The sequence below is a fragment of the Achromobacter pulmonis genome, assembly GCF_021733725.1.
Taxonomy (GTDB): domain Bacteria; phylum Pseudomonadota; class Gammaproteobacteria; order Burkholderiales; family Burkholderiaceae_B; genus Achromobacter; species Achromobacter pulmonis.
Map to the genome: position 1 here is coordinate 3,608,811 of NZ_JAIFOT010000001.1, position 17,571 is coordinate 3,626,381.

The following is a 17,571-nucleotide window of genomic DNA, read 5'->3' on the forward strand; positions in this document are numbered from 1 at the left end:
TATGAAACTGGATACGCCGCTCATCAAGGTCATCCGCGCATCCCGCCGCCTGAACATCGCGTTGTTTGGGGCCTTGCCGTTGCTGCTGGCGCTGGGCGGCCTGCTGTACTGGGGAGGCCAGCGCATCCTGCAACAGGAAGAGGAAAAGCTGCGGGTCGACTTTTCCGTTCTGGTCGGCTATATCCACGCTCACGAGAGTGTGCTGCAGGGCCTTTACGCGCAGGGCCTGAGTCCCGACGGCCGGCGCCTGGTGGCGCCCGTGCCCGTCAGCGAGACGAGCGGATTCGACCGCGCTTCGTGGGCATTCTTCAACGGCCAGCACGCCATTGCCGCCATGCCGTTCTCGCTGCTGTGCCAGAGCCCCGACACCTGCCCCGTGAGCAAAGGCATCTTCACCGGCATCGGCGGCTACCTGTCGGATTTCTATTCCACCCGCTGGGCGGCGTCGGTGTATCCGGCAGCCCCGCTGTTCGTCATCTCCCCGAGTCAGCAGGTCAGCCTGAGCGTGCCGGCGATTTCCACCGCGTCCGGCTACGAGCCGCTGACCCGGCAGACGTTCCTGTCGGTGGTGGCGACGGTGCAGCAGGCCGCCGGCGGCGCCGATCCCGAGGATCGCTCTGGCAGCGAGGGGCCGCGGGTGGCGTGGCTGCGCGACGCCGACCTGCCGGACTCCGTCATCGGCATGCTGCCGGTGATGCTGCCATTGAACGCGCGCGAGGGTGAACAGGCCAATCGCCGCAATGTCTACGCGGTGTCGCTGTTGAATCGTGGCCGTGTCAGCATCTCCGAGCGTATCCTGAACCAGCCGCTGTATGACCAGTTCTGGCTGCAGCATCGGGATGGCGCCATTCTGTTCGGCAGCGGCGCGCCGCCGCGCGTGGAGACGGCCGGTTTTCATTTCGGCGGCGACGGACTGGTGTTGCGCATCGTCGACAAGACCGGCGCCTGGACCGGTTACTACAAGCTCGACTATGGCAGCTTCTTCCGCGCCAACATGTGGCTGCCGTTGACGGTGCTGCTGATGCTCGCGGTGGGGCTGGCGGCCGGCGCCGGTTACCTGCTCTGGTACAACCGGCGGGTGATCCAGCCGGCCGAGATCGCCCACCTCGACATGGTGGAGAGCGAGGAATTCAACCGTACCGTGCTCGATACGGCGCCGGTGGCGCTGTGCGTGCTGTCGCGCCTCGAAGGCCGGGTGGTGTTCAGCAACGCGCTGGCGAGCCAGTGGCTGGGCTTCGGCGTGGGCGAGCAGCCCCAGGATTCGCCCGAGGCCAACAAGCTGTTGCGCCAGGTGCTGGGCGCCACCCGGCCAGGCACCATCGAGACCTTCCGTACCCATGAAGGGCGGCCGCTGTTCGTCGCCTTCGCGCCGACCCGCTACAAGAAGCAGGACGTGGTGCTGTGTGCCTTCGCCGACATCAGCGCGCGGGCCGAGATGGAGCACACGTTGGCCCAGGCCAAGCAGCAGGCGGATCGCGCCAACGAGGCCAAGTCCACGTTCCTGGCGACCATGAGCCACGAGATCCGCACGCCGCTCTATGGCGTGCTGGGCACGCTCGAAGTGTTGTCCCTGACCGACCTGGACGACGAGCAGCGCCGCCATGTCGATCGCATCCAGGATTCCTCGGTGATCCTGCAACAGCTGATCAGCGACATCCTCGACATCACCAAGATCGAGTCCGGCCAGCTGGCGCTTGAAATGGACGGCTTCGATCCGCGCGAGTTGCTCGAGAACTGCATTGCCTCGTATGCGGGCATGGCCGAGCAGAAAGGACTGGTCATCTACAGCTGCATCGACACCTCGACGCCGGCCTGGGTGGTGGGCGACGGCGGGCGCATCCGCCAGATCCTCAACAACCTGGTCAACAACGCCATCAAGTTCACCGATTCCGGCCATGTGGTGGCGCGCGTGCGCGCCGAGACCCTGCCGGACGCGCGCACCCGTCTGCACTTCCAGGTGGTCGACAGCGGCGTCGGCATCAGCGCCGAAAACCAGGCGTGCCTGTTCGAACCGTTCTATCAGATCGATAGCGGATCGCATCTGGTGCGGGGGGCGGGCATCGGCCTGTCGATCTGCGCCCGTCTTGCGAAATTGATGGGGAGTACCATCCAAGTGACCAGTGAATTGGGCCTGGGCAGCAGTTTCTCGATCGCCATCGAGTTGGACACGGCCGAGCCGCCACCCGGGCCGTCGCCGCGGCTGGAGGGGCTGCGCGTCTATGTGCGCAGCGCGCGCAAGGAGCTCAGCGAGAACATCTGCCAGTGGCTGATCTATTGGGGAGCCCAGGCCAGCATCGCGCCGGCGACCCTGACGCGGGACGAGGCCGGCGACGGCGTACTGGTCGATGTACACATCGCCGGCGATGCGGCGGCGCCGACCGAATGGCAGGGGCCGGTGGTGTCGGCGGGCGGCCGTGACGTGCACGGCACCGCGCTGTACCGGGCCGACCGGCACTATCTCACCAGCATCGGGTTCGCGCTGGAGCGCTGGGCCTGCGGCGATACCGATACCGCGCGCGAAGCCGTTTCGCGGCATTACGCGCCGTTGAACCTGCGCATCCTGGTGGCCGAGGACAACCCGATCAACCAGGTGACGATGTGCGACCAGCTGGAGCAGCTGGGCTGCCAGGTGACGCTCGCCCCCGATGGCGCCGAGGCGCTGGCGCAATGGAACATTGGCGCCTTCGACGTGGTGCTGACCGACGTCAACATGCCGCGCATGAACGGCTACGAGCTGGCTGGCGCATTGCGCGCGCAGGGCGTGACGGTGCCCATCATCGGCGTCACGGCCAATGCGCTCAAGGACGAAGAGGCGCGCTGCAAGGCGGCGGGCATGAGCAACTGGCTCGTCAAGCCGATCAAGCTGAGCCTGTTGTGGAACCAACTGCGCGCACATCGAGGCGCGGGCGCACCGGCGGCCAGCCCGGAAAGCGCCGCCCCCGCCAATGACGCGCCCGCGCGAGGCGCGCCGCCGATCGTCGGCAAGTATCGCGACGTCTTCCTGCAGACCATGACGCAGGACCTGGCGCGCCTGGAGCAGGCCCATGCCGACGCCGACCTGCGCGACCTGCGCGCGGTGCTGCACCGCATGCGCGGCGGTTTCGCCGCGGTGCAGGCGATGGACCTGTACCAGCAGGCCGAACAGGCCGAGGAGCGCCTGGTCGCCGATGGCCTGAGCGATGCGGCCCAGACCCTGCTCACGGCCTTGCAGGCCGAGCTGCGCAGGACGTTGGCCGAGATCTGAGGTGGGCCGCGCCGGCGTGGCGCCGGGCGGGACGGCAGGGGCTGGCATGGGGCGCGGCGCCTTGCCTTACCAGCGGTAGCTGACGTTGATCATGCCGCCGTAGCCGTGCTGGCTGCCGCTGCCGGTCAGGCCAAAGACATGGCCCGATACCTGCGTCGCCTTGCCGACGCGGCCCTCGGCGCCCACCTTCAATTCGAACGCGTTGCGCGCTGGTTGCGCCTGCAGCGTATTGCTGCCCATGCGCACCGCTGGGTCGGCGCTGTCATGCAGCCAGTTGGCGGCCAGGAAGGGACGCACGGCGGGCTTGCCGGCGGCCGCGGGCGCGGCCTGCGGATAAAGCCGCACGCCGACGCGCGACTGCCAGGCACCGTTGTTGCCGCTACCCATGCGGGTGCCCTGCAGCGTGGCATCGCGCGCGTCATAGCGGCTGTAGAGCAACTGCGCGTTCGGTTCGACCACCAGGGTGTCCAGGGCCGAGCCGGCGGCGAAGGGCTTGAGGGCATAGCCTGCTTCCAGCGAGGCGCTCCAGACGTGGGAGCGATAGCGTACCGAGCCCAGTTCGCTGCTGATCTGGTTGGTGTAGCGGCCGTACTGGATCCAGGTGTCGGCGTAGGCGCCCAGGCGGGTGGCGTCGTTCGCGTAGAAGGTGCCGTAGAGCCCGGCCGAATAACCCGAGACCTTGCCGCGGGCGCGGGCATGGGTACGTTGGCCGCTGCCGGGCAGGATCAGGGTGGACACCGCGCGGCTGCGCGCGTCGCCGTAACCGCCCATCAGGCCGGCATAGAGGGCGCCCGCGCCGCCGAGCGGCGCCTTGAGCAGATCGCCGCCCAATTGCAGCACTGAACGGTCGGTGTCGACCTCGACGCGGCCCTCCGACATGCGCAGGCCGCTGTCGTGGCGGCCCTGCACCCGGGCCCACAGGCCGCGGCCGCGGCGCGCGTCGGCGTCGTCCTCGTCGCCGGCCGGTACACGGTCATGCAGGCCGTGGTTGAACAGGCGGGTCGCGGCCAGGCGGTTGCCGGCGTAGGCGCCGCTTTCGGGCGACACGTTCTTGAAGCCGCCGCCGGGCAGCATGGGATCGGGCGGGGTCACGGGCGGCGCCGGATCGCGGGGGTCGGGCGGGTCGGTCGGGTCCACCGGGCCGGGCGGGTTGACGGGCGGGGTGTAGTCCGAGGTCAGGTACCAGTCGGGCGCCACGCCGCCGTTGCCGCCGCGCACCAGGCTGTAGTCGTAGCCATTGAGCGAGACGGTGCCGGCGCTGGCGCGGTAGCCGGTGGAGCCGCTGTCCAGGTGGAACGCGTCGGCCGTGGTGGTGCCGCCGTTGATCGTCTGGACCACGCGTATCCCGTAGGTGGTCTGGCCGCCGCTGCCGCCGGCGTTGACGACGCGCAGCGCGGTATTGCCCGAGGCGGTGCCGCCATCGATGACCAGCTTGTCGGTGGGCGAGGCGTCGTCGCCCAGGCGGGTGTTGATCACCAGCGTGCCGCCGCCGACGTAGTTGTTGACGGTCAGCGTCTTGAAGCCGCTGGCGCCGGCCGGCGCCGTGAAGGCCACGGTGCCGGCGTTGGCCAGCGTGCCCAGGCGGGAATCGCCACGCACGTTCCAGGTGCTGGCGTTGTCCACTGTCAGGCCGTTGACGCGGCCTGTGCCCCGCTGCACCACGGCGCCGGTCAGCACCGAGCCGTTCTTGAGCGAGACGTCGACGCTGCCGCTGTCGGCCAGCACGTCGCCGGTGAGGCGGGCGTTGGACGCGTCCAGCGTGACTTGTTCGCTTTCGATGACGGTGGTCACGCCGCCGTTGGTGACCGTGACGGCGCGGGAATGCAGTAGCACGCCGCTGTCGATGTCGCCGCCGGCGCGCGCAGTGATGTCCGAGTCCGAGATCAGGAAGGTGTGGCCGCCGCCCGAGGCGAGCAGGCCGGCGCCGTCCTGGGTGTCGATGCGGCTGCCATTGCGCAAGGTGACGGTGTTGCTCAGGCCGGCGCTGGTGAGGTAGCTCCAGATGCCGTTGGCGCTGGCGCCGGTGACGGCAAAGCTGGTGTTGTCCAGCGTGACCGCCGCGCGGTTGCTGACGGCCAGTCCGTTGGCATTGGCGCCACGGGTATTGACCCGGGAGTTGCGCGCCGACAGGCTGGCGCCCGAGCCGCTGGCGAACAGACCATGGGCGCTGTCGCCAAGGGTGTTGATGGTGACGTCTTCCAGCTCGATGGCGGCGCCGCCCATGCGCGCCAGGGCGCCGACGGCGCCATTGCCGGCGGTGTCGATGGTGACCCGGGTGGCCTTGATGGTGGCCGAGCTGCCATATTCGCGCGACAGGTACAGGCCGTGACCGCTGGCATCGCGGGTCTTGATGCGGCCGTCGAGCAGTGTGACCTGGCCAGCCCGGTTGTCCACGCCCAGCAGGGCCGAGGTGATGTCGAAGCCGGTGGCCGAGAAACGCGTGCCGGTGGACGGCAGCCAGACGCCAGTGCCGGAGGGCCCCAGCGCCGAGATCGAGACGTTCTCGATCTCGGCCGAGGTGTCCTTGGCGTTGATGTTGATGCCGTAGTTGTAGCTGCCGGTGGCGGTGAGGGTGGCATTGCGGATCGTGGCGGCCGACGGCGCGCCGCTGCCGGAACTGAGCATCACCGCCGAACCGCCCGCGGTCAGGCTGCCGCCGTCCATCTCGAAGCGGCCGCCTTCGACGCGCGCGCCCATGCCATTGGCGGCGTTGACCTCGGTGTTGCGCAGGGTCACCACGGCGTTGGCGCCGCTGACGCTGACGCCATCGCTGTAATTGCCGGTGGTGGTGATCCTGCTGTCCTGCACGGTGACGCTGCCGCCCGTTTCGGCGGCGGCGCCGGCGGCGTTGTAGGCATTGGTGCTGATGGTCACGTCGTGGGCCACGATGGTCGAGCCTGCGCCCGTCGCCTGCAGGCCGCGGCTGCCGCCGCCGGCAGTGGTGATGCTGCCGCCATCGAGGTCGATGCGGCCGCCGGACTGCGCATAGGCGCCATGCGAGTAGGTGCCCAGGGTGGAGATGGCGCTGCCGCCGACGGTGATCAGGCTGCCCTTGCCGGTGGCCGTCAGTGCGTGGGCGCCCTGGCCGGCGCCGACCGTCTTGATGACGCTGCCGGTCAGCGTCACGCTACCGCCGGCGCTGGCGCGCACGCCAATGGTGTTGGCGCTGCTGGCCGAGCCCGCAGTGATCGTCACGCCATCGCCGCGCGCGCTGTTGCCCGCGACCGATACGTCAAGCGCGGCGCCGTTGCCGGAATGGGTCAGGGTGTCGCCGTTGCCGAGCGTGAGCTGGGTGGCGCCGGACGGATCGTTGACGACCTGCTGGCCGAGTTCGGCGGCCTGCGCGGGATGGACAAATGCCGGCAAGGCGATGGCCAGCAGCCCGAGCATGATGGGGTTGAGCGAACAGTGCATGGTGGGTTCCTTGGCCCTTGGCCTTGGCGTACCCATACACATCGAACATAACCAGACAGAAAGAAGCTGGGGGCGCTGAAGCGTACTAGTGCGTATCGGACAAAGGCGATGACGTGTCAGTAGCTGTCATGGTGCGTTTCGGCGCAGCGGAAAAAAATAAGACGATTCTTAGATGGCCCGCATTGATTTGAAGGAAACGTAACAGGCGCCCGGCCGCATACGTGCCGCGCCGGACAGGCGTGCTTTGGCGCGGACTTCGCGGAAGATTCCCGATACCACGGTGTGGGTCTGGTGCCTGGTCAGCGGGGCGCCAGGCTGGGTGTGCGGCGCCGCCGCGCGTTGCGAGCGGGCAGGGGTCGTGCTGGTGCGCGCTAGCCCAGTGCGGCCAGCAATGCCTGCGCCTGGGCCACCACGTCGGTATCGTTGGGCCGGAACACCACCGGCAGCGCCTGCGCCAGCCGCGTGAAGTGCGCCTGGCTGCTGCGCGCGTAGGCGGGGTCGTAGTGCGTGTCGATCAAGGCCCGCGCCAGGTCGGCGCGGCGGTCTTCGTCGACCAGGCGCAGCCAGCCGCCCACCGTGTCGCGGCTGTGCAGGCCGACCAGGCGCAACAACTGGGACTTGAAGCGTTCGGGATCGTCCAACAACTGCGCATAGTCCTGCTGCAGGAAGAGGGCGCGGTCTTCTCGGCTGGCCGTCACCGCGATGCAGGCGCCGCGATGCATCGCCTCGAGCAGCGGGGCGGGCAGGGCCACCGCGCCGATCCTGCGGCTCTCGGCCTCGACGAAGACCGGGCGGTGCGCATCGAGCTCTCGCAGCCGCGCCGCCAGCCGCGTATCGAAGCCCTTCTGCGTCGGCTGCGCCTGGCCCGGCCGCGCACCCAGCAGCGAGCCGCGATGCGCCGCCAGGGCTTCCAGGTCGAGCGTTTGCGCGCCCGCTTGCGCCAGGGCGTTCAACAGGCGGGTCTTGCCGCTGCCGGTGGGGCCAGTCAGCACCACGAAGCGCAGCGCCGCCGGCAGCGTGTCCAGGGTTTCGAGCGTGGCGCGGCGATAGGTCTTGTAGCCGCCATCGAGCTGGCGCGCGCGCCAGCCGATCATGTTGAACATCACCGTCATCGAGCCGGAGCGCTTGCCGCCGCGCCAGCAATAGATCAACGGACGCCAGCCCTGCGGCCGCGCGGCGAAGGTGGTGTCGAGGTGGCGGGCGATGTTGCGGGCGGCGATGGCGGCGCCCAGGCGGGTGGCCTCGAACGGCGACTCGCGATAGCGCGTGCCGACCAGGGCGCGTTCCTCGTTGTTGAACACCGGCGCGTTCAGGGCGCCGGGGATATGGTCGTCGGCGAACTCGAGCGGCGAGCGCACGTCGATGATGTCGTCGAAATCGTCCAGCCTATCCAGGCCGACAAGCAGGTGTTTCAAGGGATGGCCATCGCGGAATCAATGGCCGATTCTCGCATGTCGCGGCCGTCCGCCCTAGTCCGCGCGCGCGCGCGAAATTCCCTTAGACTTGTGGCATGGGTGAAATCAGAGTGAAAGCAATGACCGAAAACGCCGCGGCCGGATCCGCGCGCAAGGCGGCGCCGTCCCGCACCAAGCCGCCCGAAGTGCGCCTGGACGAGTTGATGGGCGCCGCGCAGGCGCTGTTCCTGGAGAAAGGCGTCGAGGCCACGACGATCAGCGAGATCACTGAAGCGGCCGGCGTGGCCAAGGGCACGTTCTATGTGTATTTCCCTTCCAAGCAGGAGATGCTGGCGGCGCTGGGCCAACGCTATGCGCGGGAGTTCGTCGAACAGCTCGAGCGTGCGGTCGAGGCCTGCGCCGAGGACGATTGGGTCGGGCGCCTGCGCGCCTGGATCCTGGCCAATGTGGCGACGTATTTGCGGACGTACCGCCTCCATGACATCGTCTTCACCCATCCGCATCATCATGCGCGCGAGGGCCATACCGAGAATCTGGTGGTGCGGCAGTTGCAGGGCATCCTGGAGGCCGGCGCGGCGGCCGGGGCCTGGCGCGTCGACAATCCGCGCATGATGGCGCTGCTGATCTACGCCGGCGTGCATTGCGCGACCGACGACGCGATCCTGTCCAAGCTGCCGGACGCCACCGAGTTCGCTCGCGGCGTTGCCGACGCCTATCTGCGCATGCTGGGCGTTGCGGCCTAGGAATGCGCGAGCGGTGGCCGACGCGCGGCGCGCCGCTGGCGGCGACGAGCAGGCCGGGTTCTGCAACGGTATGCGGGCCGAAACAGGCTATAGAAGGCGGCTGGCCGGTAGTCAAGAATAATGAATGGCGGGGGCGAGGCCGCTGCGTTTGTCGTTGCGGTTGGCCGAGGCTTACTTGCGCGATTTTCGAAACAACGCTATGATTCAAGGCTTGCTTTTTCACGCGCCCGTAGCTCAGCTGGATAGAGTACCTGGCTACGAACCAGGGGGTCGTAGGTTCGAATCCTGCCGGGCGCGCCAAGGTTTTTCGGGAATTCGCCGCGCACTGATCATGATCGGTGTGAAGTAGATTCCAAGAAAAACCCAAGGGAAAAGAGAAAGCGGAAAGAAAGTAAAGTAAGTGTAGAAAGTAACTGCGGAAAGTAACTGCAGAAATAAGTGCAGTGCAGCGGCAAAATTATTCTGATATAATCTTGCCTCTTTACCGGAGCGCCCGTAGCTCAGCTGGATAGAGTACCTGGCTACGAACCAGGGGGTCGTAGGTTCGAATCCTGCCGGGCGCGCCAACTCACTGGATGGTGATCATCAAGAGGGTCGGGTCGGTAAAAGCAGTGCCAATGCAGTGAAAGCAGTGCCAATGGAAAGGCCTTTGATCTCGGATCGAAGGCCTTTTTGTTTTGCTGCGGTTCGATGCTTCGCGGTTCTGTGTTTCGTGCCGCCTGCCGGGGCGGCGTTGCCCGCCTTTTGCGCTGCGCCTCAGCCCGCCATGGCGGCAGGCGTGGCCGCCTTGCCTGTGTCGGTGACGGTATCTTTCCCGGCGTCGTCGTCCAGGCCCGAATTCTCCACCCCCCAACTGTCCCTTCCCCAATCGCCCACGGTGTACCAATCGTCGCCCAGCAGTTCGGCCGGGTGCATGGTGCGATCCGAGCCGTTGCCGCAGGCCAGCGCATCGGTGGGGCAGTAGCGGTCGCAGCCCCAGCAGATGCGCTCGGGATGCTTGGGGTGCAGCGGAAACTTCTTGGTCATGGCGGCGCCTCCTGGGCGCCCGCGGGCATCGCGTGGGCGTGTGCCGGACAAGCCGGGCGGGCGCCGTTTCATGGTGTGCCGCTGGCGGTGCGATGGACTTGCCGCCAGCATGCGGGGAGTGTGGTTCAGCGTAGCGCGCGGCGCGAGCGCGGGGCTTGATATGACGCAAGCCGTGCCGGCGCGTACGGCCGCGCCGCGTATCTGTCCGCCGCTGTGCGCGGCCAGTGCATGCGTCGAGCCGCGCCGATTTGCGGACCTGCGCAGCTTCATGCTATAAACACGCCTCTTTAGCGCGCCCGTAGCTCAGCTGGATAGAGTACCTGGCTACGAACCAGGGGGTCGTAGGTTCGAATCCTGCCGGGCGCGCCACCTCATTCGATGCGCGTCGATTCGTCGGCGCCGGCTGTCGGCAAAGATGCCGACAATAGCGGAGTGGCTGACTGCGGGTTGGCCACGGCGGCTGACAGCAACGCATCACGCATCCTGGCAACGGCCTGGCGATTTTCGCCAGGCCGTTTTCGTTTGCGCATCCGGTTCGGGTAGTTCAGGGCAGGGCCGCCGACTACTTCCGGATGTCCTGGCGCTGGCGCTGATAGTCGTCGTAGGAGGTCGAGGCCGCGCTCATGCAGCGCTGGCGTTCCTGCATGTCGGAGATCCTGCCGCATTCGTTGCGTTGCCAGGCCTGCCCGAAACCATAGGCCTGTTGCGACGAGCAGGCGGTGGCGGAGACGGCGGCGGCCAGGCTGGCGAGGAGGGCGAGATGGCGCATGAGGGGTTTTCCTGGAATGAGGCCGAGTGTACAGCCTGCGATTTGCGCCGCGACCATGAACGCCATCGATATCCGACTCGCCGCTATTGCCGACGCGCCCCCCGCGTCGCGCCGCCGTTCGACGCCTACCGCCAGTTCTATGCGCTGACGGCCTGGCTACGCGGGGGTCACCAGACGCGGTACACGCGGCCGGTCTGCGCGCCTTCGACGCTGCGGCTGTAGGCCAGCGCCACGCGCGCGGCCGGCGCGGCCTCGAAGCCCGGGAAGTAGGGGCCGTAGCCCTCCCAGGATTCGCGCAGCACGGTCGGGCTGACCGAATTGATGCGCGCGTCGCGCAATTCCACGGCGGCGCCGCGCACGAAGCCGTCGATGGCCGAGTTGACGGCGCTGGCGTTGGCGCCGAAGCGTATCGGCTCGTCGCTGACGATGCCGCTGGTCAGCGTGATCGAGCCGCCCTGATTGAGATAGTGCTGGCCGATCAGCGCCAGATCGACCTGGCCCAGCAGCTTGTCGTGCAGGCCGATCCTGAATTGCTCGGCGGTCATCTCCGCCAGCGGGCCGAAGTGCAGGGCGCCGGCGGTGGAGATGATGGCGTCGACCTTGCCGATGCGCTCGAACAGGGCGCGGATGCTGTCGCTGCGGGTGATGTCGACCTGGTACTGGCCCTGGGTCTTGCCGACGGCGATGAGGTCATGGCGTTGGCCGAGTTCGTGGGCCACGGCGCGGCCGATGGTGCCGCTGGCGCCGATAAGAAGGATCTTCATGGGGACTCCTGGTATTCATGGGAGGGGCGCGGACGGGGCGTTCGCGCATGAAAGCATTCTGCGGATTCCATTCCTGTGGAAAAATCCGGGAATGGTTGGAACACTTCATACCCAGGGTGCGTAATTCATGGATCGTCTTCTCAGCATGGAGGTCTTCGTGGCGGTGGTCGAGCTGGGCAGCTTGACGGCGGCGGCCGCGCGCCACGAGATGTCGGCGGCCATGGCGGCCAAGCACATCAAGGGCCTGGAGGCGCGGCTGGGGCTGCGGCTGATGAACCGCACCACGCGGCGCCAGAGCCTGACCGAAGCGGGCCAGGCCTACTACGCGCGCTGCAAGACGATCCTGGCGGATATCCGCGAGGCCGAGCAGGGCGCGGAGGCCCTGCGCGTGGCGCCACGCGGTACCCTGCGCATCACGTCGACGGTCTCGTTCGGCTCGTTCGCGCTGGCGCCGGCGATTGCCGAATACCTCGACCGCTATCCGGACGTGAGCGTGGAGCTGGCGTTGAGCGACGTCGTCGAGGACCTGGTGGCCTCGCGCTATGACCTGGCGGTGCGCATCGGCGAGCCGCGCGATTCGGGCCTGGTGGCGCGCCGCATCGGCAGTTACCAGATGATCATCTGCGCGTCTCCGACCTATCTGGCGCGTCATGGCACGCCCGCGACGCCGGCCGACCTCGCTGGCCACCAGTGCCTGGATTTTTCCCATTGGAGCCGGCGCACCGGCTGGCGCCTGGGCGATGGCGAGGATGAGGGCGGGCAGCAGGCCGGCTATCCGCCAACCAGCCGCTTCCTTGCCAATAACGGCCAGGCGCTCAGGCAGGCGGCATTGGCCGGATTCGGCATTGTGCTGCAACCCGAACTGCTGCTGGCCGAGGATGTGCGCGCCGGCCGGCTGACGCCGATCCTGCGGCCCTACTGGCCAGCGGCGCGGCCGGTCACGCTGCTGTACCCGAAGGACAGGCAGGCATTACCCAAGCTCACGACGTTCGTGGAATTCGTCGTGGCGCGGTTCTCGGCGAAAACGGCGCGAAGATAAGGAGGGCGTCAGGCGCGTCGTCGGTCCACCGCCGTCAGGTTCAAGCCGCTCTTGAGCAATTGGTAGGCCTGTCCGCCCAGCCAGGCGACTTTCTCGCCGGAGCTGGTGCGGCAGACGCAATGCGTCTTGGGATCGAAGCGGGATGTGCCCAACGCGGAATAGGCGTCGGGGTCCGACACGAATCGTTCGATGCGATAAAGCGTGCCGTCGGGGGCGGTGGCCAGGACATCGGTCAATCGTCTTGCGGTTCCGAGCATTTTGGATACCTCCCATGCGCGGGCCGTTTTTTGCGCGGCGCCATAGTTGTTCGAACACATCATCAGGCTGGGCGGCGATGGCCCGGCGTCAATGAAAGTGTCCTCCTAACGATGCATCATCGAGTTGGTCGGGCGTCACTCCCAGGGCTGCCGAAATCCGATCCAGGATGATCTGGCGGGGCCGCGGGCGGGGCCTTTCCAATTCGATGTAGATGGAGTGGTCCACTCCCAGCCGGGCAGCCATGTCAGCGGTGCTGATGTTCAGGTGCTCGCGCCAGGCGCGTATCAGGCTCCAATCGTTGCCGGTTTTTAGACTTGCTACAGCTGATGGTACGACGTTTTTTGGTCCCGTGGGCGGTTGGGGCGCGCTTTCGGGGCGGCAGGCGTCGCGCAGGGTATTGCAGGCCTGGGCATCGCCGCCGGCGTCGGCCGGTGGCGGCGCGGCGCTTTGCTCGGCGGTGAAGATCGTGCCGCCATTGACCTGGCGATACCGGTTCTCGCCAATCCAGGCGAGCGCCTCGCCGTTGTCGAGCATGCATTCGCAATCCAGGTGGTAGTTACTGGGAATGCTCTCGAGCTTGGCGATGGTTTCCGTGGTTGTGGCGTGGCGCACCACGCGGTGCAGCACACCGTCGGGCGAACGCACGAACACGTCGGGAAGTCTCCAGGAAAACGGAATGATGATCTCCACGCCTGCAATGGTTTGATGCCACTGTATCCCGCTGCTTACGCGATGGGATGTGGGGTTTCCCCTGCATCGCGCGCGTTTGTCGATGGTAGATCCGATCGCCGCAAACATCTTCACAAATCTTCACGCGATCACTGTTGCGGCGCGAGCGCGCGGCGGCAAGATGGCGGATTCCCTGCAGGAGTCGCCGCGATGTTTTCCTCCGTGACGACAGCCGCGCCGCGGGCGCGCGCCATGGCGTGGACGGCGCTGGGATTGTCGTGTGCCTTGCACGGGGCGGTTGCGTGGTTGTTGTGGCGCGGCGCACCCGAGCACGCGGTGAAGCCGGCGCGGCATGACGATTTGTTCGTGGACCTGCTGCCGGCGCCATTGGCGCGGGCCGAGGCGCCGGTGCCGGTATTGCCGCTGACGCGGCCGGCCGGGGCGCAATCCGGACCACCGGCGCCGGCATCCTCGTTGATGCCGGCCGGCACTGCGTCGTCGCGGCGGCCCGGCGCATCTCCGCGCCAGTCCGCCTCCGCGCCATCGGCCAAGTCAGCGGCGACGCCAGCGCGCGATTTCCGCTGGCGTCCCGAGGACGCGGCCGCGCTGGGAATGCCGCATGCGCAAGGCGAGCCGCGCGTGCGCCTGGCGCCCAGGGCGGCGCCACAACCGTCGGCATTGGCTCAAGGTATCGCGCGCAGCGCGCGGGCGTCATGCCGTGACGCGCATGCGCACCTGGGATTGCTGGCCGCGCCATTGCTGCTGGTCGATGCGTTGCGCGATGACGGCTGCAAGTGGTGAGGCGGGGCGCTGGCGCGAGCGCGCGGCGGTCAGAAACCGGCCGCCGCCAGCAAGCGTGGCAGGAGCCCGGCGGCCGCGCCGCGCAGGTTGAAATGGGCATGCGGGTCCAGCGGCGTGGCGGCGGGATTGACCTGGGCCACCGTGGCCCCGGCGCGCAAGGCGCGCAGCGGCAATTCGGCGGCGGGATGGACCAGGGCCGAGGTGCCGATGCTGAGAAACAGATCGCAGTCGCCAGCGGCCGCCAGCGCGGTCTGCCAGGCGTCGGCGGGCAGGCTTTCGCCGAACCAGACGACGCCGGGCCGGATCGGCGCGCCGCAGTGCAGGCACGCGGGGGGCGCGAGCGCGCGGCCGGCAGCCGGTTCGTCCTCAGGTGCATTTTCTGGCGCGGCGGCGGCGCGCCGCCCGCAGGCGCTGCAGCGCGGCGCGTGCAGACTGCCATGCAGATGGACCACGCTGCCGCTGCCGGCGCGCTCATGCAGGTCGTCGACGTTCTGCGTGACCAGCGTCATCGCGGGCACCTGCCGCGCCAGCGCGGCGATGGCGTGATGGGCTGCGTTCGGCTGGGCACGCGCCACCTGGGCGCGGCGCCATTCATACCAACCCCACACCAGATCGGGCTGCGCCGCAAAGGCCTGCGGGGTGGCGAGCGCGCGCGCGTCGAAGCGCGCCCACAAGCCGGTCAGGGGATCGCGGAACGTGGCGATGCCGCTTTCGGCGGACACGCCGGCTCCGGTGAAGACGAGCACGTGCCGCGCCCGCGCCAAGGTGTCGGCGAGCGCGGGCGGGATGGGAGCAAGATCGGTGTGCATGCCTGGCCGGCGATGATGAGCGAGTCCGTTACGCTGCCCGCGCGGACCCGGTGCTGTCAAGCGCGGCGTGGCGCCGCTGGCGGGACACGGGTCGGGCGCGGGCCGGGGCGCGCCGATGTCGATTGCGATGACCGTCCCAAATCGTGGATACTGGAATGCCAAATTGGGACTACCAAGGGTCAGGCCCGCCGTGGGCCGCCCCCGATCCGGAGACATGCAATGCCCGAAGCCCTTGCCGGCCTGGACCGCCTGCGTCATTTCATCGCGACCGCGACCCGCCTGGCCACGCCCGCCGGGCTGGCGCAATCGCCCGACCTGCAGGCGGCGTTCGCGGCCCTGATCGCGCACGACGACTGGCTGCCCGAGGCCTGTACCGTGCCGCATCCGCAGTACTACCAGCAATACCTGCTGCATTGCGATCCGCTGGAGCGATTTTCGATCGTCAGCTTCGTGTGGGGCCCGGGGCAGCAGACGCCGGTGCATGACCACGAGGTGTGGGGCTATGTCGGCATGCTGCGCGGCGCGGAGGTGAACCAGCGCTATGCGCGCGATGCCGATGGCAGGCTGGCGCCGCGTGGCGGACCCGAGACGCTGCGGCCCGGCGATGTCGAGCGGCTGTCGCCGCAAGAGGGCGACATCCATCGCGTTTCCAACGCCTTCGACGACCGGGTGTCGATCAGCGTGCACATGTATGGCGGCAATATCGGCGCGGTCTCGCGCCATGTCTATGATCCGGCGACGGGACTGGCCAAGCCTTTCGTGTCGGGGTATTCGGGCGCCGCCGTGCCCAATCTGTGGGACCGCTCGGCGGCGGTGCGCGCGTGCCTGCCGGCCCAGGCCGCGTGAGGCGCCCGCGGGCCTGTTCGCGGCGCGCGCGCCATGCTATGTTCGTGTCCTAAATATTGGGAAACCAGGACATGGACAAGACATTGCTCAAGGGGCTGATGGTGCTGGAGGCGGTCACCGACGTCGATAATCCGCCGCGCACCATCGATGCGCTGGCCGCGCGCGTCGGGCTGACGCGCAGCAATACCCACCGCACGCTGCAAACCCTGATCCACGCCGGCTATGTCGTGCGCGACGACGACGGCGGCGGCTATCGTGGCGCGGTGCGGCTGTTCGAGCTGGCGGCGCGCCAGCTGGGCCAGTTGGACCTGCGCAAGCTGGCCGCGCCTTTCATGCGCGCGCTGGCCGACCAGACCGGCGAGACCGTGCATCTGTCGGTGCTGGACGGCTTCGATGTGGTGTACGTCGACAAGATCGACAGCCCGCAGCCGATCCGTGCCTATTCCATGGTGGGCGGGCGCGCCCCGGCCTACACGGTGGCCACCGGCAAGGCGCTGCTGGCTTATCAGGCCGAGGGCTATATCGAGCGCTATGCCGACAAGCTGACGCGGCATACGCCGGCAACGCTGGTTTCGATGCCTTTGCTCAAGGAGGAACTGCGCAAGGTGGTGCGCGCGGGCTATGCGATCAATCGCGGCGAATGGCGCGAAGGGGTGGGCGGGCTGGCGGTGACGCTGTTCAACAGCCTGGACCAGCCGGTGGCGGCGGTCGGCATCTCGGGGCCGCTGGACCGCTTGAGCGCGGCGCGCATGAAGCAGCTGGCGCCGGAAGTGGCCGCCTGCGCCCAGGCCATTTCGCGGGGCCTGGGGTACCGGCGCGGCTTTCTGGGCGAATGAGCGCCGCGCCGGCCCGTGGGCGGGCGCCAGTCTAGCCGCGGTCGCCGGCGCGCAGCCGCGCCAGTTCGGCGGAAAGTTCGGCCACCAGTGCCTGGGCCCGCGCCAGCGGGTCGGGGCCGGTGGCCGGGGCCGCAGCGGGGGCGCCGGCGGCGGGCGTATCGCGCAGGCGCGGCTGCACGTTTTCGTGGCCCACGCTGACATCGACATCGAACACCAGCTGTTCGGCGCGATGCCAGGTGCTGAACCATTCCAGGGGCCGGCCATGCTGGTCCATGCCCTGTCCCTCGAGCATCAGCAAGGGCGTGCCCGCCGCCACCTGCAGCAGGCCGGCCAGGGCGGCATCGGCCGCCACGGCCCGGATCTGGTTGCGGCCGGCGCCGGGATGCAGGCCGAATCGCCGCGTCAGCACGCCGTGCAGCGAAGCGTTGGTGAGTTCGTCGGCGCGCAGTCCGGGCACGGCGGTGGCCGGCAGCCAGGTGCGGACGTAGGCCAGCGGCGCGTCGGCAACATGGCGCACCCGTTCCAGCAGCAGCAGGTCGCTGCTGCCGAAGAACTCGGCCACCGCCTTGGGCGGCTCGGCCGGCGCCAGGTCCAGCACGCGCGTCTTGAGGGTCACGCCGGATTGCGCGAACTGCTCGTACAGGCCGGTGGAGCGCTGCACCAGGCGGCGGTGTTCGCGGGGCGCGGCGACCATCGCCGGGCGCCCGGCCTCGCGCTGGATCAGTCCTTCGGCCGCCAGCGCCGAGAGCGCCTGCCGCACCACGCTGCGGGCCACGCCGAAGTGATCGCACAGCGTCGCCTCGCTGGGCAGCAAGGCGCCTGCGCCGAGCTTGCGGCTGCGGATGTAGCCGCGCAACAGCGCCGCCACCTGGGCATGCAATGGCACCTCGCCGGAACGGTCCAGCGCGGGCAGATCTTCAGCGTTGGCGGGCGCCATG

General features: G+C 68.5%; 15 protein-coding genes and 3 tRNA genes. 9 read left to right on the forward strand and 9 right to left on the reverse strand.

Annotation, left to right across the window (positions count from 1 at the left end; all coding sequences use genetic code 11):
* The first annotated feature begins 1 nt into the window (after nucleotide 1).
* Nucleotides 2-3,244, forward strand: a complete 3,243-nt coding sequence (locus K2W61_RS16770) for a hybrid sensor histidine kinase/response regulator (RefSeq protein WP_236756105.1) — start codon at nucleotides 2-4, stop codon at nucleotides 3,242-3,244.
* A gap of 66 nt (nucleotides 3,245-3,310) precedes the next feature.
* On the opposite strand, the gene K2W61_RS16775 is transcribed toward K2W61_RS16770, so the two are convergent.
* Together K2W61_RS16775 and mnmH are read right to left on the reverse strand one after the other, a co-directional pair.
* Complete coding sequence (locus tag K2W61_RS16775) at nucleotides 3,311-6,658, reverse strand: autotransporter outer membrane beta-barrel domain-containing protein (protein ID WP_236756107.1); 3,348 nt, start codon at nucleotides 6,656-6,658, stop codon at nucleotides 3,311-3,313.
* 371 nt (nucleotides 6,659-7,029) lie between these two features.
* Complete coding sequence (gene mnmH, locus K2W61_RS16780; RefSeq protein WP_236756109.1) at nucleotides 7,030-8,073, reverse strand: tRNA 2-selenouridine(34) synthase MnmH; 1,044 nt, start codon at nucleotides 8,071-8,073, stop codon at nucleotides 7,030-7,032.
* Between the two features lie 119 nt (nucleotides 8,074-8,192).
* Between mnmH and K2W61_RS16785 the strand changes: the two genes are divergently transcribed.
* From K2W61_RS16785 to K2W61_RS16795, 3 genes are all read left to right on the forward strand, one after another.
* Nucleotides 8,193-8,816, forward strand: coding sequence for a TetR/AcrR family transcriptional regulator (locus K2W61_RS16785; protein ID WP_236756111.1), 624 nt, complete (start codon nucleotides 8,193-8,195; stop codon nucleotides 8,814-8,816).
* Nucleotides 8,817-9,039: 223 nt separating this feature from the next.
* Nucleotides 9,040-9,116 (forward strand) — tRNA-Arg (locus K2W61_RS16790).
* Between the two features lie 189 nt (nucleotides 9,117-9,305).
* Nucleotides 9,306-9,382 (forward strand) — tRNA-Arg (locus K2W61_RS16795).
* A 190-nt stretch (nucleotides 9,383-9,572) separates the two neighbouring features.
* Here K2W61_RS16795 and K2W61_RS16800 read toward each other — a convergent pair.
* Nucleotides 9,573-9,842 carry a DUF3079 domain-containing protein gene (locus K2W61_RS16800; protein WP_175141535.1) on the reverse strand — a complete coding sequence of 90 codons (270 nt, stop codon included), beginning with the start codon at nucleotides 9,840-9,842 and terminating at the stop codon, nucleotides 9,573-9,575.
* Between the two features lie 292 nt (nucleotides 9,843-10,134).
* On the opposite strand from K2W61_RS16800, the gene K2W61_RS16805 reads away from it, so the two are divergent.
* Nucleotides 10,135-10,211 (forward strand) — tRNA-Arg (locus K2W61_RS16805).
* 193 nt (nucleotides 10,212-10,404) lie between these two features.
* On the opposite strand, the gene K2W61_RS16810 is transcribed toward K2W61_RS16805, so the two are convergent.
* The gene (locus K2W61_RS16810) at nucleotides 10,405-10,611 is read right to left on the reverse strand and encodes a hypothetical protein (protein ID WP_175135686.1); all 207 of its coding nucleotides are present in this window, start codon (nucleotides 10,609-10,611) and stop codon (nucleotides 10,405-10,407) included.
* Between the two features lie 167 nt (nucleotides 10,612-10,778).
* Entirely contained in the window at nucleotides 10,779-11,375 is a 597-nt protein-coding gene (locus tag K2W61_RS16815) for a short chain dehydrogenase (RefSeq protein WP_175135685.1), read from the reverse strand.
* Nucleotides 11,376-11,502: 127 nt separating this feature from the next.
* Between K2W61_RS16815 and K2W61_RS16820 the strand changes: the two genes are divergently transcribed.
* Nucleotides 11,503-12,414, forward strand: coding sequence for a LysR family transcriptional regulator (locus K2W61_RS16820; protein WP_236756112.1), 912 nt, complete (start codon nucleotides 11,503-11,505; stop codon nucleotides 12,412-12,414).
* Between the two features lie 8 nt (nucleotides 12,415-12,422).
* Here the strand turns inward: K2W61_RS16820 and K2W61_RS16825 are convergent, their stop codons facing one another.
* Together K2W61_RS16825 and K2W61_RS16830 are read right to left on the reverse strand one after the other, a co-directional pair.
* On the reverse strand, nucleotides 12,423-12,671 hold the full coding sequence (locus tag K2W61_RS16825; protein ID WP_175135683.1) for a hypothetical protein: 249 nt from the start codon (nucleotides 12,669-12,671) through the stop codon (nucleotides 12,423-12,425).
* Nucleotides 12,672-12,759: 88 nt separating this feature from the next.
* Nucleotides 12,760-13,362 carry a helix-turn-helix domain-containing protein gene (locus K2W61_RS16830; RefSeq protein WP_175135682.1) on the reverse strand — a complete coding sequence of 201 codons (603 nt, stop codon included), beginning with the start codon at nucleotides 13,360-13,362 and terminating at the stop codon, nucleotides 12,760-12,762.
* A 189-nt stretch (nucleotides 13,363-13,551) separates the two neighbouring features.
* Here K2W61_RS16830 and K2W61_RS16835 point away from each other — a divergent pair, with 189 nt between their 5' ends.
* Nucleotides 13,552-14,142 carry a hypothetical protein gene (locus K2W61_RS16835; RefSeq protein WP_236756113.1) on the forward strand — a complete coding sequence of 197 codons (591 nt, stop codon included), beginning with the start codon at nucleotides 13,552-13,554 and terminating at the stop codon, nucleotides 14,140-14,142.
* Between the two features lie 29 nt (nucleotides 14,143-14,171).
* Here K2W61_RS16835 and K2W61_RS16840 read toward each other — a convergent pair whose 3' ends face one another.
* Nucleotides 14,172-14,951 carry an SIR2 family NAD-dependent protein deacylase gene (locus tag K2W61_RS16840; protein WP_175135680.1) on the reverse strand — a complete coding sequence of 260 codons (780 nt, stop codon included), beginning with the start codon at nucleotides 14,949-14,951 and terminating at the stop codon, nucleotides 14,172-14,174.
* Nucleotides 14,952-15,170: 219 nt separating this feature from the next.
* Here K2W61_RS16840 and K2W61_RS16845 point away from each other — a divergent pair, with 219 nt between their 5' ends.
* The gene (locus K2W61_RS16845) at nucleotides 15,171-15,797 is read left to right on the forward strand and encodes a cysteine dioxygenase family protein (protein WP_175135679.1); all 627 of its coding nucleotides are present in this window, start codon (nucleotides 15,171-15,173) and stop codon (nucleotides 15,795-15,797) included.
* A gap of 71 nt (nucleotides 15,798-15,868) precedes the next feature.
* Nucleotides 15,869-16,633, forward strand: coding sequence for an IclR family transcriptional regulator (locus K2W61_RS16850; RefSeq protein WP_175135678.1), 765 nt, complete (start codon nucleotides 15,869-15,871; stop codon nucleotides 16,631-16,633).
* 31 nt (nucleotides 16,634-16,664) lie between these two features.
* Here K2W61_RS16850 and K2W61_RS16855 read toward each other — a convergent pair whose 3' ends face one another.
* On the reverse strand, nucleotides 16,665-17,570 hold the full coding sequence (locus K2W61_RS16855) for a GntR family transcriptional regulator (RefSeq protein ID WP_175135677.1): 906 nt from the start codon (nucleotides 17,568-17,570) through the stop codon (nucleotides 16,665-16,667).
* Between the last annotated feature and the right edge of the window lies 1 nt (nucleotide 17,571).